The following is a 25,335-nucleotide window of genomic DNA, read 5'->3' on the forward strand; positions in this document are numbered from 1 at the left end:
CCAAAAATTCAATGCTAAATTAGTACAATTATTTGGAGGTTCGATCTGAAGTTTATGTTTCTTAAACAGGCAAATTTATTCGAATATTAGCCGCTTTACTTTTGTCGGGGTAGATGCGTTATTTTCATAAATTTCGACTGAAAGTGTATCAGAGTATGTAAATTGGATATTTATATCCGCACTCTTTCCAGTTTCAGTAGCTGTAAAAATCTGTTCGTGTTTGCTGTCATCATACAGTGAAACTGTCCAGTTAATCGGTCCATTAGGCATGGATCTATACCCCCAGGCACCGCCTTTCAGAACAACTTTCAGGTTAGTGCCAGCAGGAAGATTGGCAGCCAAGGAATAGTTTATGGCCGGCTCCTTGTCTTTAGGGAGTTTGACGGTGGTAAATTGATCACTTAAAATATTCTCCCCATAACCCGAAGTAGATGGATAGGTTATAAACTTAGTGGTTTTAAATCTTGTGTTTTCAATAAACTGATTAACATACTTTTCAAATGGAGGTATCTCAGCTACAAGTCCTAACTCCTGGTAACGCTTTACTAAGTTAGCCCTGATGGCAGGCAAATCGAGCAGCCTTGCATCGTTAATAAGCTTACTCCCTAAAGCTTCATCTGTCAATTCACCGTCTTCTTTTATATCCGTTGCTATACCGGCTAATAACTCACTCATATCAGCTGTAGATCTGTAGCCTTGTAGTATAACAGAAGCAGCTAAAAGAATGGCATTGTCATCCCCTCCATTAGAAAGTCGTAAAATCTCAGAATTGGCAATGCCAGACTTTTCTATGCTAAATATCTTTATCACCTCTTTTTGCGCCTGTGCTTTCGCATTTTTGAAGGTCAGTTGCTTCTGGCTCATCAAGTATTCTATCCTGTTTTTTTCGAGGTGTGTCAGAACATTCACGTTCACAGCGCTTTCATCGGAAATATCAGCAACTGAATACAGTGTTAACTGAGAGGTGGAATTTTCTCCAGTTACCTCATTAAAATAAAAACCGTCTGCTCTTAATTGAACATAATTAGAATTGAACGTAATGCTCTTTTGCTCAAACTTACCAGAATTGTCAACAATGGTGGTACTAAAAGTGCGGCCTGTCTGGTTCAGGTTGCCATCTAATTCTGTTATTGAAACGGATGTGCCATTTACAAAAGGACCTTTTTCAACATAGCCACTAAACAATTCCTTTTTGATTGTTATACTATCAACTTCATCCTTATTACAGGACGATATAATAGAGAGCACACAAAAGAGAAGCAGTAGTCTTATTTTCATAACTTGTTTTTGGGAATTGGATTGATTTGTCTAATTTGATTGACAAAAATATAATAATATCTGAATATAATTCAGATATGTAAGAGTTTTCTAACAACTGATAAATAGCACACCTCCCTCCATTAGTTGGAGATTTCAGCTTGAGCCAGGTTGTACATATTGTAAAGGCAGTGGTGCTGAAAATGATTTCATACGCCTCCCTACTTAACTAAATAAGATTATCTGCTAAGGGTTATTTAGGAAGTTCCTTCCGTTATTAAGCGGGTTATTATTCAGAAAAAGAAGGCTCATTACTATTATTCCGGTTGATTGATGACAGAAATTTGCCATTTCTCAGAAGTATCAAAACGTCTGGCACCTGCCAGTTCTGATCCGGCTATAGTAACTCCTAAAGCAGGTATAGTTAACAAAGCTAAAAGTGGGTTTACTCCGGTCAGTGCGCTCAGCATAGTATAAATAGCTCCGGTAGTAGTTAGATAACCTCCTGCAGTGGCTAAAGCAACCCCTCCTGCTTTCCGAAGCTGGTTTCCCTTTACATTACCCTTAAATACTTTGACATCTTGTAAGGCAATTGTATCCTTTCCAGAAACAATGGCTGAATCACCAAGGAAGGAGTAATCATGGAATGTAAAATCATCTCCGTAGATCGTTCTTAGCCTGATCTTTTTATGTGGCTTGATTGTAAGCGCAACAGCGCCTGAAGTGCTTTGCCTGGTTAGTTGTAAAACTACTGTTCGTGCACCCGACTCTTGTGCCTGGCCATATATGCAAGACAGGCAACAGAAAATTAAAAGCAGTATTCTGTTCATACCTAAATTAAATTCTGTTAGAAAATCAATAGTTTTCTGCGTGTTTGTTGTAGCCCGCTTACATCTTTAAGTACTAAAAAGTAAACTCCCGGCTTCATGCCTGTTACATCAATTTTCTTTTCTTCTGTGGTTCTGTTTAAAACGCCATCTATTGTATAAAGCTCCGCACAAAAGAATTTATCAAATTCGATAATCAATATAGTTGATACAGGGTTAGGATAGACAACCGCACCTTTGGCATTTGCATCTTTTATACTGAGTGTATTTTGCAACTTTAATTCATAAAGAGCAGGGGCTCCTGAGCTGTTTTCTTCTGCAGTAAGATAGCATATATTCTCGTCAAAGAATGTAATTGCTTCTATTTGCACAGAACAACCTGCCGGCGTTTCTAACGGAATTTTCTCTATAGATCCATTTGAAAAAAGATTAGCTGAAAAGCTACTTAATTGAATAATGAAAGGTCCGCTGATACTGTAGGCCGTTAACAGGATTATATTTGATTGAAAGTTATAAGTAGCTCCTGTAATAAGCCCTTGCACGTTTATACTGTCAATTTTGGGAGCTGAGTACGTCCCTGGGCTGCTTGGGACAGTATAAACATTGGTCCAGCTGTCCAGCCAGTTTTTTGTGAACACATAAATGTTACCGTTGTAAGCTATCATAGCTTCTGCATCAAAGTTTGTCGCATACTTCTTTGATGTGAAGTCTGTCTGGTCTGCGTAGCTAAACCTTATGATCTCAGCTGTAACAGTATCATTGGAAGAATGGATGTAATCTGAAATTGAAACCCGGTAAATTTTCAGGTCGGTTCTTTTCCCCAGGTTATTGCCAAAATCACCGATATAAATGTATGTTTTGTCAAAAGTTATGTCTTCCCAATCAACATGATCGGCATCTTTAACATAAACTTTGCGGGTAATCTTCCCATTATTAATATCTAATTCATATAGAGCCGGTTCATCACCAGAATCGTTATGCGTGATCACTTTATTGTTAAAATAAATGAGGCCGGACGTTTCATTTATCGCGCTTTCAAGTTTTGAGACGAGCCTTAATTGCTGGCTAAATCCCATTAATGGAAAGAACAAGAACAGCACACATAATACCCTCATATTTAAACACATATGTTTAAACCCTGCTAACTACTAGCAGAAGAATGTATTACGCAAACACTTTAAATTATGATGAAATAAATATAGAATTTAATATTTTAAATAAAAACAGGCGTCTTAAAACAAGCAATATGTATGTTAGTGCGGTGCAGAAATCATTATTAACAGCATCCTTATTTACGGTTAAAATACAGCTCCTCATACCCTATCAGCAGATCAGCCCGTGTTCCGGGAGGGCGGTAATAAATGAGGATATCATAAATATTATCTGTTTCAAAATGGCTTCCTTCAAAAAAACTGGCATCAGCCTCTGCCGCATTATTTGCCTGTAAGGCATAGTAATAATTGTAGTACCCCTGCTTTAGCATCAACCTACCGGAATATACGCCGCGTTCAATATCATAGATCATGCGTGCACCGTCCCTTGTTTGCCAGTTGGTAAGCTCACCCAAAATGTAAACGGAACCAGGGGCTTCTGGGGCTTTCAATTCAAAGTCTATCCAGGTATAGTCGCCGTTTACTTCGCCATTGCCATACTGCCTGTTACCGAAAATGCGCATCCCATTAATATCAGGCTCCTGGCTGTATACTGTTGTTTGCCGGCTTTTATCAAGTTGCAGGTTTACCTCCACCGGGCTCTCCTGCAGGTTTATGTTCTGAACACCGATACCGTTAAAATTTAAGCTTCGGGTGTCAAAGGCTCTGAATTCGCTAAGTCCTTTAAAGTGGTCCTTAGGTTCAAAGAAAACATATTCCAGCCTGCGCTGCGCATCATGCAAAAAAGTTGGTTTGGGTATGTATTTGGCATTATCCCATCGGTAATTCTGTCGCATCACCGCCTTCACTCCCTGTGATGGATTCACAATCGGGTAGTCTTTATAATATACGTTAAACTCAACAGGTTGTCGTGTTTCCCGGCCCCCAGGACCAAGTGGAGCACCTAGTTTAGCAACAACAGTTACGATGTTCTGAAACACCATCAGGCGCTGTGTGATCAAAGGACTCCCATCCTCCTCCTGCACCAGCAACAAATAATTTCCGCTGAGCTTTACCCGGGGTATCCTGAAACGGTAATGAACATAAGGTACCCGCGTATTGATGGAGTTTTGTACATCTGTGATAATAAACTCGTTGAAGTCATTCAAATACTGGGTTTCGTTCAGGCCGGAGGCCGTCCAGTCTGCGTTACAATGGATAATTTTTGCTAACAGCCGCTGCGGGCCGGTATTAATTCTATCAAACTCAAGTATAAGGGGTACTTCCTGACTCAGAGGTGTAACAGCTGGATTTAGAACCTGGTCAGGTCCTCCGGTAGCCAGGTAAGTTTGTACTGATTGTATACTTGGGTGGTACACGTAGTCCTGGTACCTGATGTTTGTTTGTGCCTTGCCGGTGGTGTTTCCGCTGTTTTGTGCCTGCTCTTCAATGGGCACACAAGCAGAAAGGTTTAAGCCTACCAGGGCAGTCAATACATACGTGTAGATTGATTTTTTTATCATCCGGAGGGTATACAAGCTGGAATAGCTGACAAATTGATCTGAACGAAGATACTTAAATTATAGATTAACCCAGCAATTTTTAAAGTGATTCCCTGCTCCGCAAGCTGCAAATGCAGGTATTAGCTTTCCAGTACCGTCTCTACAGTAATACCAGCTACCAATGTCTTTTGAACCGGACACTTGGAGGAGATCACTTTTAACCTGTTTCGTTGTTCCTCTGTCAGGTTTCCGTATAAACGTAGTCGCTTTGTCACCTGGTTAAGCTTTGCTCCATCTTCTCCGCATCGTTCACAATCATCCGCATGCACACGCTCATGCCGGAGACTTACTTCGGCCCTTTCCAGGGGCCAGTTTTTATGCTTTGCATACATATGCAAAGTAATAACGGTGCAAGAGCCCAGTGCGGCCAATATATAATCATATGGGTCAGCTCCAGCCTTAACTCCTTGAGCAATACCTGACTCATCAATTGTCATATGTTCGGAGCCGGCACTAATGTTTGCTACCATCGGGGAGCTACTATCAGCACTCACCCTTACAAAACCTTCAACTTCCAGTAAACTCATTGCTATCGTATTAAAAGTGCTTATTGCGCTAACATATATGTAAATGCAAGGAGAAAGGTTTTGTTTATCAGTATCAAGTGATTGTGTAAAGTATGCTTTTAGCAGCCAGTTGTCGCTAAAACCGAAGTATGAACTTAGTGCCTTTGCCGAGTTCCGACTGCACAAGAATAGAGCCTTTGTGAAGCCGCATGATCTGGCGGGATAAACTCAGGCCAATGCCGGAACCTGTTTTTTTGGTGGTGAAGAAAGGAATGAAAATCTTTCCCATTGCCTCCTGTGTCATGCCGGAACCGTTGTCACATACTTCTATGCTTACCCGGCTACGCTCATCCAGATAGGCACGAAGTATAACTTCCCCGTCCGGCTTTTCCTGCACCGCCTCCAGTGCATTCTTTACCAGGTTGATCAGCACTTGTTCGATCATCGCTCTGTCAGCGGATAGCAGTAAATTTTCTGGCGGCACTTCCACTTTTAGCACAGCCTGTTTCTTTGCCAGTTGCTCCCGCATTAAAGTCTTGATCTCACGCAGTAGTTCGTTTGCATTGAACCGCTCCAGTTTCGGAAGTGAAATGGTGGTCAGGTTGCGGAAATCATTGACAAATCGGATGAGCCCGTCAGAACGCCTGCTGATCGTGTGCAGGCACTGCCCCACATCCTCCAGCTCTTCTTTCAGCAATGTTATCTCCTCTGCCTCCGTGTCTGTGTAGCTGCTGATCTCTTCGTAGGCGCTGGAAGAAAGGGAAGCAATAGGTGTTACAGAGTTCATGATCTCGTGGGTCAGCACCTTGATCAGGTTGTGCCACGCCTCCATCTCCTTCTCTTCTAGTTCTTTCTGGATGTTCTGCAGAGAAGCCAGCCGAACCCTTTCACCAAGCATGGACAATTCCATCACGTGCACCGACAGGTTTGCCTGCTCCTCTTTCTGCCTAACCGGAACCAGTACTTTATCTCCATTCTCCAGCTGTTGCAGCACAAGCGCCAACTCCGGGCTTTTCGCCTGGAGGTCCTGTATATTTCGCATCTGCCCTACTTTAAGCAGCTTCTTGGCGGCATTGTTCAGGAGCAATATAGTACCATCGGGTTTATAAGTGATGATGCCGATGCCGATGTTCTGTACGATCACTTCAAAATACTGCAGGTGAGCCTCCTTTTCTGCCCTCACTTCCCGGAACTTCTTCATCACCTCATTCAGGCGAAAAGAGAGTTCATTCTGCTTCTTACCTTCTTTGTTTTTAGTGAATAGTTCTGTGAAATCGTCATACCTGATGGAGTCCAGGAAACGGAGAAAGCGTTTATTGGTACGCTCCTGGTACAGCATCAGCAGCCAAATCTGGAGAAGTATAAGAATGCCAAGGCTGATGTACGTACCCCTGTAAAGCGGATTAAAGTCTAGCCGTGCAAACAAGTAGATGGTAATAGCGAGCAGAATGATGCGCAGTGTGACCTGCAGCCTGTAGTTCCTAAAGCTCATACTTTTCAAGTCTTCTGTAAAGAGCCCCGCGTGATAATCCTAACTCTTTGGCAGCTTTCGAGATGTTGCCTTCATGTTTTTGCAGGGCACGTTGTACTGCCTCCCGCTCCAGCTCATCCAGGTCCAGGCTGTTTGCCTCGAGTTGGGTCGGGGCGGCCTGCACTTCCGTTTCCGCTAAAAAGAAGAAATCGTCCGCATCCAGTTCGCGGTTCTCGCTCATGATAGAGGCCCGCTCCAGCGCATGTTGCAGTTCCCGTACATTGCCGGGCCAGTTATAGCGCTTCAGCCGTTCAAGACCAGAAGCAGAAAGCCGTTTGACCGGTTGCTTATACTTCTGAGCGTATATTCCCAAAAAGTGTTCGGCAAACAAAGGTATGTCTTCCAGGCGCTCACGCAGCGGTGGCAGGTTTAGCTCCACTGTGTTGATACGGTAGAGCAGATCCTGGCGAAACTCATTCCGCTGCACCATCTCTTTTAGGGGCATGTTGGTAGCACAGATAAGCCGTACATTGACCGGAATAGGTTTATTGGTACCCACCCGGATTATCTCGCGGCGCTGCAGCACGGTAAGTAATTTGGCTTGCATGGCAGGAGACAGGTTGCCGATCTCGTCCAGGAATAAGGTACCCCCGTTCGCCGCTTCTATTCTTCCTATTCTGTCTTCTTTGGCATCGGTAAAGGCGCCTTTTTTATGGCCGAACAGCTCACTTTCAAAAAGCGACTCTGTCAGGGCTCCCATATCTACGGTAACAAAAACCTTATCTGCCCTGGAGGATCGTTCGTGAATGGTACGAGCTATTACCTCCTTACCCGTTCCGTTCTCCCCGAGCAGCAGGACGTCTGCATCTGTTTTAGCCACTTTATCAATGATTGAAAAAAGCCGTTGCATGGCCTTGCTTTCTCCCTGGATAATATCTTTTCCTGACCCAAGTTGTGTGCTCAGGGTACGGTTCACCTCTTTAAGCTGGCTTACTTCTTTGTATGAGTTTCGCAGCTTATAAGCAGATGATAAGGTGGCGAGTAGTTTCTCGTTCTGCCAGGGCTTTAGCACAAAATCTGTTGCCCCTTCTTTTAAAGCCTTCACAGCCATTTCCACATCTCCGAAAGCCGTGATCATTACCACAACTGCCGAAGGATCATACTTCAATATCTCCTTTAACCAATAATACCCCTCCTGTCCGCTGGTAATGTCCTGGCTGAAGTTCATGTCAAGCAGGATAAGGTCAAAGTCCTCGTTGCTCATCAGGAAAGGGATCTTTTTAGGATTTTTTTCCATCACAACTTCTTTAGCATGCTTCTTTAACAGCATCTTGGCAGAGAAGAGCACGTCTTCATTATCATCAATCACAAGTATGCGTCCGAGGTTCTTTTCTTCCATAGTAGTGGTATATTAGCCTGCCAGGGTTTAGCAGATATTTGTTATATTCTGAAAATACTATGCCAGTCTATCTTTTCATTAAATTTAGCATAATTTAAAACAATTGTCCATTTCCAGTGTCCGGTGCTGGACAGAAAATGTCCGGCAATGGACACTCCTGCTGTTGGCCCTGGCCCCTCAGTTGCCTTAAACCCCGATTTATACTTTTGGCATAGCTCTGGCAATAGGCTTTACAGCTATTGACAAACACACATGATACACTGACCTAAACTGCTCAGAAACTATGATTAAAATGTATTTCCTCACCGCCTATCGTTCGCTGATCCGCAACAAGAGCTACACCATGCTAAATGTTGCCGGACTTACGCTTGGTTTAACTTGCAGCATCCTGCTTTTCCTGGTGATAAAGTATGAGTTAAGCTACGACACTTTCCACAGTAAAGCCGACAGAATATTCAGGACAAATACAACTACCAATTACAGGGATGGAGCCGAAAAAAGTACGGCGGCACATTTCCCTATGGCAACATTGCTGCGCAGTAACGACAAACTTGGTTTTGAGAACCTGACGCAAATGTACGCTGAGGAAGGAGGCCAGATAAATATTCTTTCGGATAATGGCAATGCAATAAAGCGGTTTAGAGAGGAAGGAAACATTGGATTCGTAGAACCGGAATTTTTCCAGATCTTCGATTTTGAAACAGGAGACACTGATCCGGGTCAAAGTCTTTCCGAACCCAACAATGTGATCCTGACAGAAAGCCTTGCCCGTAAATATTTTGAGGATGATAACCCGATCGGGCAGGTCATTAAATTCAATAACAAGCTAAACCTAAAGGTAACCGGTGTGGTGCCCGACATGCCAAGCAACACCGACTTCCCGTTTGATATGTTTATTTCCTATGTGTCATTCAAAGACTATTCTCCCTTTGGCGATGCAACTACCTGGAACACCTTATCAAGCCCGCATCAGCTGTACATTGTATTACCCGAAGAAATGACAACCGAACAGGCTGGCACAAGTCTTAATGCACTCCTGAAAAGGCATCTGCCTGACAAAGGGAATAAACTTGCCCAGGAGATTTATGATCTGCAGCCCCTTTCTGACATACATTTTAACCCGGACCTTGGCAACTATAATAACAGAACCGTATCCCGTGATGTGATCTGGTCTATGGCCATTGTCGGGATTTTCCTGGTGTTGGTAGCATGCATCAATTTTATAAACCTGGCTACAGCGCAGGCTATCAAACGAGCCCGCGAAGTAGGCGTGCGTAAAGTTATGGGTAGTAGTCAGAGCCAGCTGATGCTGCAATTCATGGGAGAAACATTTCTGATTACGCTAACGGCCACACTCCTATCCATTGTGCTTACAGAGCTGGCACTGCCTTACCTGAACGAACTGCTGGAGTTGGAGATAAGTTTCTCCGTTCTCCAGGACCCACTGTTACTGCTGTTCCTGGTTACACAGGTATTGCTGGTTACGTTGTTTGCCGGTTTATACCCGGCCATGGTCATGGCTCGATTTCAGCCTATTGCAGCTCTTAAAAGCCGCGTGAATACCCAGAAAGTTGCCGGACTCTCGTTACGTAGTGCCCTGGTAGTGCTGCAGTTTACAATTTGCCAGGTGCTCATTATATGCACTATACTTGTAAACGAACAAATGGAATTCTTCAAAAGCAAATCATTGGGCTTTGATAAGGATGCTGTTGTAACTGTGCTGCTGCCTACTGGTGAGGGTAAAAAATTGATGCCACTGCGCCAGGAGCTACTCTCTAACCCTGCTGTGAAAAAGGTCAGTCTTTCTTCAGCCCCGCCATCTGCCAACATAACCTGGACAGGTAACTTCAAGTTTAACAATTCCAGTGAGGATGTACCTTTCCATGCAAACTATAAAATGGCCGACGAAGGATATGTTGACCTTTACAATATGAAGTTGCTGGCTGGTCGCACTTACAGTGACGGTGATTCGAACGCATACATCATCAACGAGACCATGCGCCGTAAGCTTGGTATTACAAACCCTTCGGAAGCCCTTGGTAAATCCATTGCATTGGGCCGTGGCGATGTGAAAGGGCATATTGTGGGAGTGGTAGATGATTTTCACCAAAATTCACTACACGACCCGATTGATCCGGCCATTATGCTGGCCAATCCAGACAATTACTGGTTTCTTTCTGCCAAAATAGACATGCGTAACAAGCAGGAGGCACTGCAACACCTCGAAAAAGTGTGGAATAAGGCTTATCCCGATGATGTATTTGATTATGAGTTTCTGGATGAGTCTATTGCACGCTTCTACCAGGATGAAGCCCGCCAAAGTAAGCTTTTTAAAATTTTCTCGGTGATCGCTATTTTTATCGGATGCCTGGGCCTTTACGGACTGGTTGCCTTTATGGCAGCACAAAGAACAAAAGAGGTAGGAATACGAAAAGTGCTGGGCGCCTCTTTGTTCAATATTACAGTGCTCTTCTCCAAAGAGTTTGTGAAGCTGGTTTTAATAGCCTTTGTACTTGCCGTACCAATTGCTTACTACTTGATGAACAACTGGCTACAGGACTTCACATACCGTATTTCGCTTGATTACTGGCCGTTTATACTTGCCGGTATTGCCACTCTGGTCATTGCCATCCTCACGATGAGTTCTCAGGCGATTAAAGCTGCACTAACCAACCCGGTTATGTCACTAAAAAGCGAATAAGTTTCTTAGCCTCCAGTGAGGCCGCTCTAAAATAAAACAGCCCAGGATCCTGAAGGTCCCGGGCTGTGTTGTTTCCATAACTTAGCAAAAGCGGTTTTAATTTTATCTGTAGTTACCAATGAGTTGGCTTGAAAATGTGTTTAGACTCTTTAACCAGGGTTATCCTGCTGCTATATTCAGAAGTCACACATGATCGCTGACAAGAAGTATGAACCCCAAGCACGAACACAGGAATGATCAACTTTTTTAAAAGAACCTTCATATTTTTCCGATAACAGGCAAACAAACTTTCCTGATGTACCTGATTGGATACACCCCGATAAATTCCGGCACTTACAGATGATTAAGCTTGTGTTTCTTATTTCATAAAACAGCTTTTTAAAGCAATAGAATTTTATGAAATGCAGGTATAGTTGCAGACACTATTAATTGATGGTGCAAAAATATATAAGTTTTGATATATATCAAACTTTGTTATTATAATTTATCAAATAAAAACACAGATTTATGCTAAAACACATCTATAACCAGGTTTTAACAGCATCAAGGCCTATGATAGCAGTAACTGTTGCAGGTTATTAATCCAAGACAAATATTACAGGATTAAGTGCTACCTATACTTTACCTCAGGCACCTAACTATATCATATAATATCCTCAGGTGCCTGGCTTCGTACATACAAACCTGAAAGATCTGATAGATAAAAAGCTAAGAAAACATGGCGCAGCAACAGCATTACCTTTGGTGGCAATCCGGTATCGTTTATCAAATTTACCCACGTTCGTTCCAGGATAGTAATAACGACGGAGTAGGTGACCTGGAAGGTATTATAAGCAGGTTGGACTACCTAAAATGGTTAGGTATAACAGCAGTCTGGGTTTCGCCGATCTACCCCTCTCCCATGGCAGACTTCGGTTATGATATTTCGGATTATTGTGGGATTCATCCGCTGTTCGGAACTATGGATGATTTTGACAGACTACTGAAGGAAGTGCATGCTCGGGACATGAAGCTGATTCTGGACCTGGTGCCAAACCATACTTCCAACGAGCATCCGTGGTTCCTGGAATCACGCTCATCGAGAGACAACCCAAAGCGGGACTGGTATATTTGGGAAGATCCGAACAAGGATGGCAGTGAGCCTAATAACTGGATGGCCGTTTTCGGGGGTACAGCCTGGGAGTGGGATGAGAAAACGGAGCAGTATTATTACCACGCTTTTTTAAAGGAGCAGCCCGATCTGAACTGGCGCAACCCCGAAGTACAGAAGGCAATGTTTGATGTAATGCGTTTCTGGCTTGACAAAGGGGTGGATGGTTTCAGAGTTGATGTGATGTGGCATATGATCAAAGACAAGCAGCTCCGCGACAACCCGCCAAACCCGGACTATAATGAGAGCCAGTCTACTTACCAAAAAGTTATACCTGCTTTTTCTACTGACCAGCCTGAAGTACATGAGATCGTTGCCATGATGCGCGATGTAATGGATGAATATGATGAACGGGTAATGATCGGTGAGATCTACCTGCCAATTCACCAATTGGTATCTTACTACGGTATTAACAATCAAGGTACGCACCTCCCCTTTAACTTTATACTGATTACCCTTGACTGGGATGCCGGCATCATCAAATCTCACATAGATGAGTATGAAGGTGCGCTACCCCAGGGTGGCTGGCCAAACTGGGTAATTGGGAACCATGATAAGCCCCGTATTACAAGCCGGGTAGGTGACTCGCAGGCAAAGGTGGCAGGTATGCTGCTGCTCACTTTACGGGGTACGCCTACCATGTATTATGGTGATGAACTGGGTATGCGCGATGTGCCGATTCCACCTGATCAGATTCAGGATCCGCAGGGCTTGAACATGCCTGAAAAAGATTTAAGCCGCGACCCTGCCCGAACGCCCATGCAATGGGATAAAACTAAAAATGCAGGCTTTACCGAAGGTGAGCCATGGCTGCCATTACCAGCTAATTTTAAGCGTATGAATGTGGAGGTACAACGCAACGAACCGTATTCGATGCTCACGTTTTACCATCGTTTAATTGAGCTCAGACAGAAGGAGCAAGCCTTGCATGTAGGCAGCTATCTACCTGTGACGGCAAAACCACCTTTACTTGCTTACATCCGGGAACATGAAAACCGTAGATTTCTAATTATACTTAATTTAAGTCACAAGCCCTGCGTATTCAGGCCCGAACACCAGACCTACAGCGGTACAGTAGTGCTGGCAACCGACCCTGAGCGTGAGAACAGTAATTTGAAGGGCAACTTTAGCCTCTCCGGGGATGAAGGACTGGTGATGCGACTGGATCAGTAAGTTAGCATTGTAACTGAATACCGGGCAAAATGAGCTTTGCTTTTAGTACCGCATAAGGTGGTTTCTAAATATCCTGAAGCCTGTTCACCCTGAACCAGCGATAGCCATACTCATTTATCTCCAGTTCAGTGGTGTCTTCTTTTGTTGGTTCATAGTCCCCGTCCTGGAAAATCTGTAAAAACTGGCGTGGGTGCAGCTTCTTTGATTTGATTTTAAAACGGAGTGCTTTACCGGAAAGATTATGGGCGAATACAAGCACGCTTTGTTGCCATGCCATACTATGTACCAGAACTTGTGGTGTATCGGTTTCAAGTACGATAGCTTTGCCCCAGCCAATTTCCCGGCAGTGCTTCCGTAAGCGTATAAGGCGCTTCATCCATTCCAGTAAAGAGTGCTCATGCTGATACTGGCTGGCCACATTCACGTTTTTAAAGCTAAATGGCCCTTTCGATAACGGGGGCCATACGACTTTACTACGTGCCGCATCCGAAAATCCACCATTGTTCTTATCATTCCACTGCATTGGTAACCGCACACTTCCACGGCCTTTCTGACTAAGGTCTTCACCCATCCCTATCTCATCACCATAAACCAGCATTGGTGAACCGGGCATCGAAAAGAGCAAACTGTACACCATTTCCAGGTGCTTCCGGTTGCCGTTCAGCATAGGTGCCAGCCGTCGCCGGATTCCCCGGTTAAAGATTTTCATGTTCTCCTTCGGTGCAAATTGTTTGAATACATCCTGCCTTTCCTTATCGGTCAGTCTTTCCAGGTCCAACTCGTCCAGGTTACGCAGAAAATTAGCCCACTGGCAACTTTGGGGAGGCAGTGCTTTTTTGAGCCACTCTGCAACGGGTTTAGCTTCTTCCCGGGCTAAGGCAAGAAAAATGTAGTTATCAAGTATAAAGTTAAAAAGCATGTTCAGCCTTTCCCCTTTACCAAAATAAAGGCCGATTTTATCCGGTGTCACATCCGCCTCTGCCAGCAGCAATGTCTCCTTGCTTTTCTTGGTAACCGTCTTGCGCAGCTCCTTCAGAAAATGGACAGGTTTACTCAGGCGTGATCCGTCTACACCTTTCCCCTCCAGAATATGTGTTGCCGCATCTATCCTGAAACCATCTATCCCAAAGGATAACCAGAACTCTATGATTGACTTGATCTCCTCCTGAACTTTCTTGTTTGCAATATTCAGGTCTGGCTGAAAATCATAAAACATGTGGTGATAGTATGCGCCGGCACTTTTATTATATGTCCAGACGCTATCTTCCTGCCCAGGAAAAATGTTCTGCTTTGTTTCACCCTGCGGTTTATCCCTACGCCAGACATAGTAATCATAGAACTTGGAATCAGGATCAGCAGCTGCAGCCTGAAACCACGGGTGCTCATTGGAAGTATGGTGCACGATCAGATCTACAATGATGCGTATGTTATGCTCTTTCGCTACCTTAACAAGCGCACTAAAATCACTTAACCTCCCTAATCGGCTGTCAATAGAATAGTAATCACGTACATCATACCCATTGTCGCGATTTGGTGTTGTATAAAAAGGAAGTATCCAGAGGCAGTCTACCCCCAGGTCCTTCAGGTAATCTATGCGGTCAATAAGCCCCTGGAAATCACCAACGCCGTCTCCATCTGAGTCCTGAAAACTTTCTACATCAATCGCGTAGAAGATTGCATCCTTGTACCATAGCTCTTTCTCCTCTTGTACCTTATCACTGTTCATTCCGTGTTGATTTGGGATAAAACTTAAGATTCTTATTGATGAAGAATTCAACGGAAACAAAGGCAAACAGGTTAAATTAAGGCCATTTCACCAGACTCTATACCTTCAAAACGGCATAAAGCCGCCCTTACGAATTAATATACTGGTGCTTATAAAAACAGAAAGCCCCGGCAGTAGCTACTGCCGGGGCTTTCTGTTTTTATAAGATATATTTTATTCAGCCAGCTTTGTTTCCAGGTCTTCTACCTCCAGCATAAGTACCTCCCATTTCTCCTGAATTACCTCCAACTCTTTCTGTACTTTATCAAACTTTGCAGTAGTTTCCTGAAGCAGATTTATGTCCCCATATACTTTCGGGTCAGCCAGTTGCTTCTCAAAATCAGCCAGCTTCTCCTCCAGTTGCTGTACCTGGTCTTCCACATCGCTCAACTGCTTATTTACCTGCTTTAGCTGATTGCTCAGCTGTAGGTACTCACTCTTCTCTTTGGGCTGCTTGGGCTGGCTGAGCTGCTTTGACTCTGCTGCTGCTTCCACATCCTTTTTTGCTTCCTTATCCCGCTTCTCCATGAACTGCTCATACTCATGGTAGGTCCCGGGATATTCTTTCAGTTGGAAATCCTCGATATACCAGATTTTGGTAGCCACATTCTCTACAAAATAACGGTCGTGTGAAATGATGATAAAAGTACCCTCATACTGCTCCAGCGCCTGTATCAGTATGTTTACCGATTGCATGTCCAGGTGGTTTGTCGGCTCATCGAGCATCAGGAAATTGGCCTCGGAAATAAGTGTCTTAGCCAACGCAACCCTGGATTTTTCCCCACCAGAAAGAACCTTTATCTTTTTAAATACATCATCTCCGGTAAAAAGGAACGAACCAAGCAGGGTTCTCAACTCCATCTCTGTTTTTTTGGAACCGGCCTGCTGCATTTCCTGCAGCATTTCGTTCTCTACGTTCAACGACTCCAGCTGGTGCTGCGCGTAGAACGACATGATCACGTTATGCCCAAGTTCCCGGTTTCCTTTGATCGGCTCTGTACCCGCTATTATGCGTAATAGCGTAGACTTACCTTTACCGTTAGCGCCGATCAGGGCTATTTTATCTCCCCGCTCAACATGTACGTTCGTATCTCTGAAGATCACTTTGTCGCCGTAGGCCTTGCTCATGTGCTCCAGGCGAAATATATGACGACCAGGCTGCGTACTGAATTTAAAGCTGAAATTCACTTTAGCGGCATCCGGTGCTACTTCCTCGATGCGCTCCAACCTGTCGAGCTGCTTCATGCGGCTTTGAGCCTGCTTTGCTTTGGTGGCCTTTGCCTTAAAACGTTCAATAAAACGCTCTGTCTGGCGAATATGAGCCTGCTGATTTTCATAGGCACCCTTTTGTATCTCGTTCCGAAGCGCCTTTTCTTCTACATAAAAACTATAGTTACCGGCATACACATTTAGCTTTGCACCTGAAACCTCCACGATCATGTTGGTAGTTTTATCCAGGAACTCACGGTCATGCGACACAATTACTACAGCACCCTCAAAACGATCCAGGTACGTCTCCAGCCATTTGATAGAGGGAAGGTCGAGGTGGTTGGTAGGTTCATCCAGTAAAAGCAGTGACGGCTTTTGCAACAGTATCTTGGCAAGCATGACACGCATGCGCCAGCCACCCGAAAAAGATGCAAGGGGCTGCTGCAGCTCTTCGGTGCTAAAACCAAGGCCTTCCAGAATAGCCTCAGCTTCTGCCTGCATGGTATATCCGCCGAGTGCCTCGAAACGCTCCTGCAGGTTTGCCAGCTTATCTACTAGTTTATCATGGAAATTATTTTCGAACTCGATGAGAACCTTGTCTATTTCCTTCTGCAGGCTTAATGCCTCATCAAAGGCCTGCATAGCCACTGCCAGTATGCTTTCGTGTGTTTCGTAGCTTAACAGGTCCTGGTTCAGGAAACCGATGGTTGTCTCCTTACTCATCTGAATACTGCCTCCATCCGGTTTATACTCCCCTACTATAATGCGAAGGAGCGTGGATTTACCTGTACCGTTCAAACCGATCAGACCGATCTTATCTTTTGACTTAATATGCAGGTTGGCATCCTCGTACATCGGGCGGCTGCCAAAATGGAAGTTCAGGTTATTGATGGAAATCATGTGCTATGCTAGGAAATTGAAATACAAAGGTACTTATTTTTGACTGCCGGATAAAACATCCTGAAAGTAGAACAAGTGCCATGCCGCTTTCCTCTCACAGTTGGCAGCTAAAGCAGCACTTTGAATCAAGTATGGCTTACCGGACAAACTTTAAAAACTTTATAAAATCTTAACAGTATATAGTAGCTTTGCCTGAAACAGGCGCTGCTTTTATTTTGCTAAACTAAATTAAAATGGCAGCGTTTTTTAAAATTGTGCACTGGTACTAAAAGCTTAACCCCTATGATCGCACTTGCCTCGCTTTTAGACAAAAAAACTTCAGATCGCGTTGATGAGCTGACGGAAAAACTTGAGAAGAAATTCGGGCTGAGTGGCGTAAAAATTACGCCATATCCACACCTTACCATCTTAACTGCAGAAGTGGTGGATATGGAGGAACTCAAGGAATACCTGGAGCTTACCTGCTACGAAACGGAGAATTTCAAAGTCCGGACAACAGGTCTGGGTATTTTCCCTGGCGAAAACCCGGTTATTTTCATACCTGCGTTGCGTACTCCTCCACTCAACCAGTTCCACGACCGCCTGCACCGCGACATATCCGAGATGAGCACAGAAATGGGCTTATACTATAATACCAATCTCTGGCTGCCACACATTACACTTGCCCTCGGCGATACCACTCCGGAAGTGCTGGGCCCTGTACTTTCTTTTTTATGTAACTATAACTTTAACTGGGAGATCACGATTGATAACCTGACCATACTTCAGAAATGTGGAGAATTTTATCTGAAAGAGGATGAGTTCAGGTTTGGGAGGCGTGAGTTGATCAGCTAAGTTAAATTACAGTCTAATAACTGTCATTTCATGCTGGTAATGCCTATATTGAGCTTTGCTCTTTCGTATTCACATGAAAAAAACAGTTATAGCTCCACTTAAAGCAGGAGTCCTGTCATGCATCTTGCTTGCTTCCTTTTCCTGCCAACACATAGTAACCCAAACCAGTAGCATTGACGTTGAAACAGGTGTATCTTCTTCTTTAGCTACGCACCGGAGGCAAGTGCTGGATCAGCTAAAATATGATCTATCACTAAATATTCCTGAACAGCGGGAAGCTCCAATAGAATCAAACGAGTCCATCACGTTTAACCTACTCGAGAAGCAACAACCGCTTCAGATTGATTTTAAAGAACAACGTGATCATCTGAAGCAGGTAAAAGTTAATGGTAAGATCATCCCGATCACTTTTGAGAAGGAACATATTGTTATTGATCAGAAGCACCTGAAAGAAGGGCAGAATAAAATAGAGATTAGCTTTACTGCCGGAGACCTCTCCCTGAACCGCAACGACGATTACCTGTATACTTTGCTCGTACCGGACAGGGCACGCACTGTTTTCCCTGTGTTCGATCAACCTGACCTGAAAGCCACTTTCAAACTTTCCTTAACTATTCCGAAGAACTGGAAGGCGCTGGCAAATGCGCAACTGCAGGACATTGTAGCACGCGGCGATCAGAAAACCTATCGATTTCAAGAGTCTGATACCATCAGCACTTATCTATTCTCTTTTGTGGCCGGTGATTTTGACCTCGTAACACGAAAAGTTAACGGCAGGCTCATGAACTTCTACCACCGCGAAACTGATAGTAGCAAGATAAACCTGAGCCTGGACCCTATCTTTAAGATACACGGAGATGCGCTGGCTTTTATGGAGGATTATACCCAGGTACCTTACCCGTTTCAGAAGTTTGATTTTGTAGCCATCCCCGATTTTCAATATGGAGGTATGGAGCACGTTGGCGCCATTGATTACAAGGCTTCATCCCTCTTCCTGGACGAAGGTGCTACCAAAGACCAGAAAGTATCCCGCTCCAACCTGATAGCACACGAAACTGCACATATGTGGTTCGGAGACATGGTAACCATGCGCTGGTTCAATGATGTGTGGATGAAAGAGGTGTTTGCCAATTTTATGGCAGATAAGATAACCCAGGTTTCACTTGAAGACTCTAATTACGACCTTAAATTCCTGATAGATCATTTCCCGGCAGCCTATGCCGTAGACCGGACAGCAGGAGCCAACCCGATACGCCAGCCCCTGGACAATTTACAGGATGCAGGTACTCTTTATGGTGGTATAATTTATCACAAAGCCCCTGTGGTGATGCGTCAGTTGGAGCGCCTGATGGGAGAAGAGGCTTTCAAAAAAGGTATTCGGGAATACATCCAGAAGTATGCAAACAGCAATGCATCCTGGCCAGACCTTATCGAGATTCTTGATCGCTACACACCTGCTGACTTGCAAAAATGGAATGAGATATGGGTAGATGAGCCGGGACGTCCACAATTTAGTTTTGTTATGGATGCGCTTAACAACAAAATATCAGAACTGACCTTATTCCAGAAGGGCGAAGACGGATCAGAGCGGGTATGGCCACAGTTATTTGAAGTAGCCATTGTTTACCCTGACCGGGTAGTAGAGTTTACTGTGAACATGGACAAAAGTAGTGTATCACTGGACAAGGCTGTGGGAATGCAGGAGCCTCTTTTTATATTGTTCAACTCCTCCGGGCAAGGGTATGGCCAGTTTCCGTTTGATGCCAAAATGCTGACGAAGCTGTATATGCTTAAAGATCCGGTGATGCGCGCTTCTGCTTACATCAACTTGTATGAAAGTATGCTGAACGAAAAAGACATCACACCGGCACAATTATTAAGCTTTTACCGCAGCGGACTTTCCAAAGAGCAGGAGGAGCTGAACCTGAAGCTCATGACAAGCCAGCTAGGCGATATTTACTGGAACTTTACCTCCCCTGCTACCCGCCAGCAAATTGTTCCCGGACTGGAGCAGGATATCTGGCAGGCCATGCAAAATGCGACTGCACCCAATTACAAAAAACTGCTGTTTAAGGCATACCAGAACATTTCCCAGACTGAGCAGGCCAAAGAGCGTCTTTACCAGGTTTGGCAACAGCAACAGGCTCCGCAGGGCGTTAAGCTTACCGAAGATGATTATACTTCCCTTGCACTGGCTTTGGCCCTGCGGGAGTATCCGCAAGGCAACAGCATCCTGCAGGATCAACTAAAGAGAATTACAAACCCTGACCGCCGGAAAAGACTGGAGTTTATGATTCCTGCGCTTTCGGCAGATGAACAGGTGCGTGATGCATTTTTTGCTTCTCTGAAAGATCCTAAGAACCGTGAGAAGGAAGCATGGGTTGCGTCCGCGCTTGCTTACCTGCACCACCCGTTGCGTGCCAACACATCAGAGAAGTACCTGAAGGAAAGCCTGGAATTGCTTGAAGAGATTCAGCTGACCGGTGATATTTTCTTCCCGGCAAACTGGCTTAATTCCACATTTGGTGCCTACCAAACCCCTGCGGCTGCCACAGTAGTACGTAGTTTCCTGCAACAAAACCCGGATTATAACCAGAAACTGAAAGCTAAGATCCTGCAGGCTTCTGACAACCTATTCAGAGCTGAGCAACTGCTACAAAAAGAACAGTAAACCATACATTCACATGCACCTACAAACCCCACATGCCGCCAGTTTAGCGTGAGCGCAACTGGTAGCTGTACGTGAGGCCTGTTTGTAACTGGCGTATTCTAGATTAGTACTTCCGCCAGTTACAAACTGGCGCCATTCTTATCCACCAGTTACCGCTTCGCTCAAACTGGCGGTATAACTTCAAAGTGTGGGAGGAGCCATGTGTAAACAAAAGCGGGCTAGCTGTATTACCAGCTAGCCCGCTTTTGTTTACAAGGTATGTCTTTAGTCTTTTGTCAACTAGTCCTTTTTAAAAAAACTACATATCCAGCACGAGCGCAAAAATAAGCGGCGCTACAATGGTGGCATCCGACTCGATCATGAACTTAGGTGTTTCCTTACCCAGTTTACCCCAAGTGATCTTCTCGTTCGGAACGGCACCGGAGTAAGAACCATAGCTGGTTGTAGAGTCAGAGATTTGAGCGAAGTAACCCCAAAGCGGTACTCCTGTACGCTGTAGATCCTGGTGCAGCATCGGAACAACGCAAATCGGGAAGTCACCGGCAATACCACCACCTACCTGGAAGAAACCTATAGTTGAATCTTCTTTGGCAGTCTCAGTATACCAGTCAGCCAATCTGATCATGTACTGGATACCGGTTTTAACAGTATGTACATTCTTAATGTCGCCGCTGATCACGTGGCCTGCATAGATATTACCCAGTGTTGAGTCTTCCCAGCCCGGACAAATGATCGGCAGGTTTTTCTTGGCTGCTTCCAGCATCCAGCTGTTCTTAGGGTCGATCTGGTAATATTGCTCCAGGTCGCCGCTTAACAGTATCTGGTAAAAAAACTCATGAGGGAAGTATGACTCTCCTGCTTTGTCAGCTTTTTCCCAGTATTTCAGAACTGTGTGCTCCAAACGGCGCATGGCCTCCTCTTCAGGAATACAAGTATCTGTAACCCTGTTCAGGTGGCGGCTAAGCAGTTCTTCTTCGTCCGCCGCTGACAGCTCGCGGTAATGTGGTACACGCTCATAGAAATCATGTGCTACCAGGTTAAAGATATCCTCTTCCAGGTTTGCACCAGTACAGGAAATGGCATGTATCTTATCCTGGCGGATCATTTCTGCTAGGATGATACCAAGTTCTGCCGTAGACATAGCGCCTGCCAGCGTAACCATCATTTTACCCCCGTTGTTCAGGTGTGTCTTATATCCTTCGGCAGCGTCTATCACAGAGGCTGCATTAAAGTGCTTGTAGTGTTTCTTTAAAAATTCTGATACGTTCATAGTTTGTTACTTAAAGCCAAAACTACCACGAATGGCAGTTTGAGCAGGCAAGATAAGAGATAATTCGTTTAAGTTATAGTTATTCGAAGTTAGCAGGTATAAAGTTGGAAAGCAGTCCGGGAATTCTCTCTCAAACTGAACCAATTACCTTTATAAATCCTGTACCCTTAACTCTTAAGAAGCCGGCTTTTCGATGATCAGGTTATGATTGGTATAAATACAGATATCGGCCGCAATGTTCAGCGACTCCCGTACCATTTCTTCGGCAGATAAATGCGGTGCGTGCTTTTTGAGTGCTAACGCGGCAGCATGCGCGTACATACTTCCAGAACCGATAGCTGCGATCTGGTTATCCGGTTCCAGTACATCGCCGGTGCCGGAAATGATCAAAAGCTCATCCTTGTTGGCAACCACCATCATGGCTTCCAGCTTACGCAGGTACTGATCTTTGCGCCAGTCTTTTGCCAGTTCTATGGCAGCACGCTTCATGTTACTCTGGTAAGCATTCAGCTTCTCTTCGAAGCGCTCCAGCAACGTAAAGGCATCGGCAGTAGAACCGGCAAAGCCAGTTACGATCTTGCCATCCAATAATTTACGGATCTTCTTAACGTTACTCTTCGCAATATGCTTATCCATGGTTGCCTGTCCGTCAGCACCCAGGGCTACTTCGCCATTATGGTAGATACCACACACAGTGGTTGATCTTATCTTTGTCATCAGAGATATTTTAATTCAGATTAGACATTGGCACTTGTACCTGTTGTAGCTACAACTACCTCTCGTAAAGCTAAACCATTCTCAAACAAAAAGCCAAAGCTATACTTTACGCCAAATTGTCCGATGAAATTTTCCGGTTTAAAGCTTTAATAAACAACATTCGCTATTAGTCCGATATAAACTTAGTGCTGTTGATTTAAAACAGGGCGTTAAGAACTAAGCATTTAACCATAAAAAACATACAGACTATATCTGCTTTTTATTCTCCTTGCCTTCCAATATGTCATTTATACTTAAAGCAGCACTTATTAGTCCGAGATGAGTAAAGGCCTGCGGGAAGTTGCCAAGCTGATCCCCGTTCAGCCCCAGCATTTCAGCATAGAGCCCCAGGTGGTTTGAGTAGCCGAGCATCTTTTCAAAATAAAGGCGTGCCTTATCCACCTGTCCAGACTTCGCCAGGCACTCTACGTACCAGAAAGTACACATTGAGAAAGTACCTTCCCCACCCTGCAGCCCATCAAAGGCTTCTTCGGTTCGGTATCGGAATACCAGCGCATCGGAAACCAGTCGTTCTTCAATTCTTTTTAAGGTCGAGAGCCAACGGGGGTCCTTTGGCCCGATGAACCTGATCAGCGGCATAAGCAGTGTGGCCGCATCCACTGTTTCGGCTCCCTTGTATTGCACGAAGCATTGCAGATCTTTATTCCAGAAGTCCTGGTGAATAGAAAAGAATATTTTATCACGTTCTTCACGCCACCTGGCCGGAAGCGGGTAAGAATGATTATCAGCTATCTTCATGGCCCTGTCTATTGCCACCCAGCACATCATCCGGGAATAAAGGAAATGCTTTTTGCCTCCCCTGACTTCCCAAATCCCCTGATCCTCCCGTTGCCAGTTATCGCAAACCCATTCGACCTGCTGTCGCAGATCATCCCAAAACTCAAATGATATGGGTTCGCCATACTTGTCGTACAGGTAAACCGAATCCAGCAGTTCTCCATAAATATCAAGCTGGACCTGGTCATAAGCGGCATTGCCGATACGCACAGGGCTGGAACCCTTATAGCCCTCCAAACTATCCAGCACGACCTCTGTTAGTTCAACCTTTCCTGAAAGAGTATACATCAGCCTTAAATGCCCCGCACTTCCCACATCGTCGCATTGCCTATCCACCCAACTTACAAAGTCTTTCGCTTCTTTCTTGTATCCCAGGCGCAGTAAGGAATAAACGGTAAAGGAGGCATCCCTGATCCAGGTATAGCGGTAGTCCCAGTTACGTACGCCTCCTATTTGCTCCGGAAGCCCGAAGGTAGGTGCTGCAACCATCGATCCGTAATCATGAGAAGTCATCAGTTTTAGTACCAGTGCTGAACGGTTAACAATGTCCATCCAGCGGCCCTGATAGGTGCTTTGGTCTACCCAGTTTTTCCAGTAATTTATGGTATCAAAAAGGCGCTCTGTCACAAACGCTTCCAGGTCCGTTGCCGAAGGTGTGTCACATGTTTCCAGGTCCATCAGAAAATCTACTTTTTCCCCAGTCTTCAGGCAAAACGTTGCGGTAGCATCTCCATCCTTCACCAAAATGGGCACCATACTTTTAAATCTTACCTGAATACCCTCAGGTCCTTCGCACTTAAACAGCACTTCATTGTCGTTGTTCCGAATAACGGTGTGCGAAGATCTGGCATAGTTAAAGCGGGGGCTGCATTTCATTTCGAACGTTAGATCCCCGTGTACACAGGAAACTCTCCTGATCAGCATATTACCCTGCTTTTGCTCTTCTACGGGCATAAAATCAGTGATCTCACCAATACCTTTATCAGATAGGAATCTGGTTAAGAGCACGTTCGTATCGGGCAGGTATAACTGTTTGTTTTTCATACCATTGCAAGTGGGCAGTATAGAAAAACTACCACCTTTATCCTTATCCAGTAAGGCAGCAAATATTGTTGGAGAATCGAAATGGGGGAAGCACATAAAATCAATGGTACCCTTCAAACCCACCAACGCCACAGTATTAAGGTCCCCAATTACACCATGATCTGCAATGGGGTGATATTCTTTATTAACGTCACTCATTTATCCGTGAACTTTAGTGTTTGATTAGGGTACGATTACACTTGTTCATTGTTTATAATGGAATGTGAGGATTGGCAAACACACTGCACCTGCGGCAGTGCTCAGTATCGGAACAACCTAGCATGACCGACAACGTTAGCTAAGCTTATGAGCAGAGCATTTACAAAAGAAGATGACGCCCAGGAAGCACCTATAATTCCACCCAGGGCAGCTTTACCCGCCGGTATGGCCAACTATGTTACGCCACGAGGTTTAGACAAGCTACGTGCCGAGTTAGAGGAACTGGAAGCAGAACGCGCAAAGGTAGAAGCCAACCGGGAGGATGCAGCAGAAAGGACACGGCTGATAACGATATTAAAAGGAAAATTAAGTGCCCTGACACAGCGGATAGCAAGCGCAAAAGTAATTGATCCACGTGAGCAGCCCAATGACGAAGTAAGATTTGGTGCAACCGTTACGTTACGAACAGTGAGCGGTGGCAAGCCAAACATGAAACGCAGATTTTCAATAGTAGGCGTGGATGAAGCTTCTGTAGAAGAAGGCAAAATAGGCTTTGTTGCCCCGATTGCCGGTGCCGTGATAGGTAAAAAAGTTGGGGAGCAGGTAACGCTTCCGATGGGCCGGGTTAAAGAAATAGTGGAAGTAGTTGAAATCTCTTATGAATAAAGTAATCTGCAGTTCGCCACAAATTTACAGGTAAAATAAAAAAGCGCCTCTCCGGAAACGAAGAGGCGCTTTACTTATAATTTATAC

Annotated in this window: 17 protein-coding genes; 5 read left to right on the forward strand and 12 right to left on the reverse strand. The window is 44.6% G+C overall.

What is annotated here, in order from left to right:
* Nucleotides 1–75 precede the first annotated feature (75 nt).
* The 7 genes from ACSX1A_RS08630 to ACSX1A_RS08660 all read right to left on the reverse strand — a co-directional run bounded on the left by ACSX1A_RS08630 (nucleotide 76) and on the right by ACSX1A_RS08660 (nucleotide 8,113).
* The gene (locus ACSX1A_RS08630; RefSeq protein WP_439883224.1) at nucleotides 76–1,278 is read right to left on the reverse strand and encodes a hypothetical protein; all 1,203 of its coding nucleotides are present in this window, start codon (nucleotides 1,276–1,278) and stop codon (nucleotides 76–78) included.
* Nucleotides 1,279–1,574: 296 nt separating this feature from the next.
* Nucleotides 1,575–2,087 carry a hypothetical protein gene (locus ACSX1A_RS08635; protein WP_439883225.1) on the reverse strand — a complete coding sequence of 171 codons (513 nt, stop codon included), beginning with the start codon at nucleotides 2,085–2,087 and terminating at the stop codon, nucleotides 1,575–1,577.
* Nucleotides 2,088–2,104: 17 nt separating this feature from the next.
* Nucleotides 2,105–3,199, reverse strand: coding sequence for a T9SS type A sorting domain-containing protein (locus tag ACSX1A_RS08640; protein WP_439883226.1), 1,095 nt, complete (start codon nucleotides 3,197–3,199; stop codon nucleotides 2,105–2,107).
* A gap of 173 nt (nucleotides 3,200–3,372) precedes the next feature.
* Nucleotides 3,373–4,698 (reverse strand): type IX secretion system plug protein domain-containing protein, encoded by a 1,326-nt coding sequence (locus ACSX1A_RS08645; RefSeq protein ID WP_439883227.1) that lies wholly within the window; start codon nucleotides 4,696–4,698, stop codon nucleotides 3,373–3,375.
* Nucleotides 4,699–4,817: 119 nt separating this feature from the next.
* Nucleotides 4,818–5,264 carry an OsmC family protein gene (locus ACSX1A_RS08650; protein ID WP_439883228.1) on the reverse strand — a complete coding sequence of 149 codons (447 nt, stop codon included), beginning with the start codon at nucleotides 5,262–5,264 and terminating at the stop codon, nucleotides 4,818–4,820.
* Between the two features lie 115 nt (nucleotides 5,265–5,379).
* Nucleotides 5,380–6,735, reverse strand: coding sequence for a sensor histidine kinase (locus ACSX1A_RS08655; protein WP_439883229.1), 1,356 nt, complete (start codon nucleotides 6,733–6,735; stop codon nucleotides 5,380–5,382).
* A complete protein-coding gene (locus ACSX1A_RS08660) occupies nucleotides 6,725–8,113 on the reverse strand; it encodes a sigma-54-dependent transcriptional regulator (RefSeq protein ID WP_439883230.1) in 1,389 nt (462 codons plus the stop codon). Before ACSX1A_RS08660 ends, ACSX1A_RS08655 begins: the two co-directional genes overlap by 11 nt.
* Nucleotides 8,114–8,396: 283 nt before the next feature.
* Here ACSX1A_RS08660 and ACSX1A_RS08665 point away from each other — a divergent pair, with 283 nt between their 5' ends.
* Together ACSX1A_RS08665 and ACSX1A_RS08670 are read left to right on the forward strand one after the other, a co-directional pair.
* Nucleotides 8,397–10,814 carry an ABC transporter permease gene (locus tag ACSX1A_RS08665; protein ID WP_439883231.1) on the forward strand — a complete coding sequence of 806 codons (2,418 nt, stop codon included), beginning with the start codon at nucleotides 8,397–8,399 and terminating at the stop codon, nucleotides 10,812–10,814.
* A gap of 718 nt (nucleotides 10,815–11,532) precedes the next feature.
* The gene (locus tag ACSX1A_RS08670) at nucleotides 11,533–13,137 is read left to right on the forward strand and encodes an alpha-amylase family glycosyl hydrolase (RefSeq protein WP_439883232.1); all 1,605 of its coding nucleotides are present in this window, start codon (nucleotides 11,533–11,535) and stop codon (nucleotides 13,135–13,137) included.
* Nucleotides 13,138–13,201: 64 nt separating this feature from the next.
* On the opposite strand, the gene ACSX1A_RS08675 is transcribed toward ACSX1A_RS08670, so the two are convergent.
* On the reverse strand, nucleotides 13,202–14,863 hold the full coding sequence (locus tag ACSX1A_RS08675) for an alpha-amylase family protein (protein WP_439883233.1): 1,662 nt from the start codon (nucleotides 14,861–14,863) through the stop codon (nucleotides 13,202–13,204).
* 213 nt (nucleotides 14,864–15,076) lie between these two features.
* Nucleotides 15,077–17,011: an ABC-F family ATP-binding cassette domain-containing protein gene (locus ACSX1A_RS08680; protein ID WP_439883234.1), complete on the reverse strand. Its 1,935-nt coding sequence runs from the start codon at nucleotides 17,009–17,011 to the stop codon at nucleotides 15,077–15,079.
* Between the two features lie 282 nt (nucleotides 17,012–17,293).
* Between ACSX1A_RS08680 and ACSX1A_RS08685 the strand changes: the two genes are divergently transcribed.
* Nucleotides 17,294–17,845: a 2'-5' RNA ligase family protein gene (locus tag ACSX1A_RS08685; RefSeq protein ID WP_439883235.1), complete on the forward strand. Its 552-nt coding sequence runs from the start codon at nucleotides 17,294–17,296 to the stop codon at nucleotides 17,843–17,845.
* Between the two features lie 73 nt (nucleotides 17,846–17,918).
* Nucleotides 17,919–20,516 carry a M1 family metallopeptidase gene (locus ACSX1A_RS08690; protein WP_439883236.1) on the forward strand — a complete coding sequence of 866 codons (2,598 nt, stop codon included), beginning with the start codon at nucleotides 17,919–17,921 and terminating at the stop codon, nucleotides 20,514–20,516.
* A gap of 298 nt (nucleotides 20,517–20,814) precedes the next feature.
* Here ACSX1A_RS08690 and ACSX1A_RS08695 read toward each other — a convergent pair whose 3' ends face one another.
* The 3 genes from ACSX1A_RS08695 to ACSX1A_RS08705 form a co-directional block, all read right to left on the reverse strand.
* Nucleotides 20,815–21,786, reverse strand: coding sequence for a deoxyhypusine synthase family protein (locus ACSX1A_RS08695; RefSeq protein WP_439883237.1), 972 nt, complete (start codon nucleotides 21,784–21,786; stop codon nucleotides 20,815–20,817).
* A gap of 174 nt (nucleotides 21,787–21,960) precedes the next feature.
* Entirely contained in the window at nucleotides 21,961–22,503 is a 543-nt protein-coding gene (hslV, locus tag ACSX1A_RS08700) for an ATP-dependent protease subunit HslV (protein ID WP_439883238.1), read from the reverse strand.
* Nucleotides 22,504–22,749: 246 nt separating this feature from the next.
* The gene (locus tag ACSX1A_RS08705; protein ID WP_439883239.1) at nucleotides 22,750–24,582 is read right to left on the reverse strand and encodes a glycoside hydrolase family 15 protein; all 1,833 of its coding nucleotides are present in this window, start codon (nucleotides 24,580–24,582) and stop codon (nucleotides 22,750–22,752) included.
* 147 nt (nucleotides 24,583–24,729) lie between these two features.
* Between ACSX1A_RS08705 and ACSX1A_RS08710 the strand changes: the two genes are divergently transcribed.
* Complete coding sequence (locus tag ACSX1A_RS08710; protein ID WP_439883240.1) at nucleotides 24,730–25,248, forward strand: GreA/GreB family elongation factor; 519 nt, start codon at nucleotides 24,730–24,732, stop codon at nucleotides 25,246–25,248.
* The last annotated feature ends 87 nt before the right edge of the window (nucleotides 25,249–25,335 follow it).

The sequence above is a fragment of the Pontibacter sp. MBLB2868 genome (assembly GCF_051904785.1).
Lineage (GTDB): Bacteria > Bacteroidota > Bacteroidia > Cytophagales > Hymenobacteraceae > Pontibacter.

Excerpts from the sequence above, each read along its gene's own strand:
- ACSX1A_RS08630 (WP_439883224.1), bottom strand. The coding sequence starts at position 1,278 with ATGAAAATAAGACTACTGCTTCTCTTTTGTGTGCTCTCTATTATATCG.
- ACSX1A_RS08635 (WP_439883225.1), bottom strand. The coding sequence starts at position 2,087 with ATGAACAGAATACTGCTTTTAATTTTCTGTTGCCTGTCTTGCATATAT.
- ACSX1A_RS08640 (WP_439883226.1), bottom strand. The coding sequence starts at position 3,199 with ATGAGGGTATTATGTGTGCTGTTCTTGTTCTTTCCATTAATGGGATTT.
- ACSX1A_RS08645 (WP_439883227.1), bottom strand. The coding sequence starts at position 4,698 with ATGATAAAAAAATCAATCTACACGTATGTATTGACTGCCCTGGTAGGC.
- ACSX1A_RS08650 (WP_439883228.1), bottom strand. The coding sequence starts at position 5,264 with ATGAGTTTACTGGAAGTTGAAGGTTTTGTAAGGGTGAGTGCTGATAGT.
- ACSX1A_RS08655 (WP_439883229.1), bottom strand. The coding sequence starts at position 6,735 with ATGAGCTTTAGGAACTACAGGCTGCAGGTCACACTGCGCATCATTCTG.
- ACSX1A_RS08660 (WP_439883230.1), bottom strand. The coding sequence starts at position 8,113 with ATGGAAGAAAAGAACCTCGGACGCATACTTGTGATTGATGATAATGAA.
- ACSX1A_RS08665 (WP_439883231.1), top strand. The coding sequence starts at position 8,397 with ATGATTAAAATGTATTTCCTCACCGCCTATCGTTCGCTGATCCGCAAC.
- ACSX1A_RS08670 (WP_439883232.1), top strand. The coding sequence starts at position 11,533 with ATGGCGCAGCAACAGCATTACCTTTGGTGGCAATCCGGTATCGTTTAT.
- ACSX1A_RS08675 (WP_439883233.1), bottom strand. The coding sequence starts at position 14,863 with ATGAACAGTGATAAGGTACAAGAGGAGAAAGAGCTATGGTACAAGGAT.
- ACSX1A_RS08680 (WP_439883234.1), bottom strand. The coding sequence starts at position 17,011 with ATGATTTCCATCAATAACCTGAACTTCCATTTTGGCAGCCGCCCGATG.
- ACSX1A_RS08685 (WP_439883235.1), top strand. The coding sequence starts at position 17,294 with ATGATCGCACTTGCCTCGCTTTTAGACAAAAAAACTTCAGATCGCGTT.
- ACSX1A_RS08690 (WP_439883236.1), top strand. The coding sequence starts at position 17,919 with ATGAAAAAAACAGTTATAGCTCCACTTAAAGCAGGAGTCCTGTCATGC.
- ACSX1A_RS08695 (WP_439883237.1), bottom strand. The coding sequence starts at position 21,786 with ATGAACGTATCAGAATTTTTAAAGAAACACTACAAGCACTTTAATGCA.
- hslV (WP_439883238.1), bottom strand. The coding sequence starts at position 22,503 with ATGACAAAGATAAGATCAACCACTGTGTGTGGTATCTACCATAATGGC.
- ACSX1A_RS08705 (WP_439883239.1), bottom strand. The coding sequence starts at position 24,582 with ATGAGTGACGTTAATAAAGAATATCACCCCATTGCAGATCATGGTGTA.
- ACSX1A_RS08710 (WP_439883240.1), top strand. The coding sequence starts at position 24,730 with ATGAGCAGAGCATTTACAAAAGAAGATGACGCCCAGGAAGCACCTATA.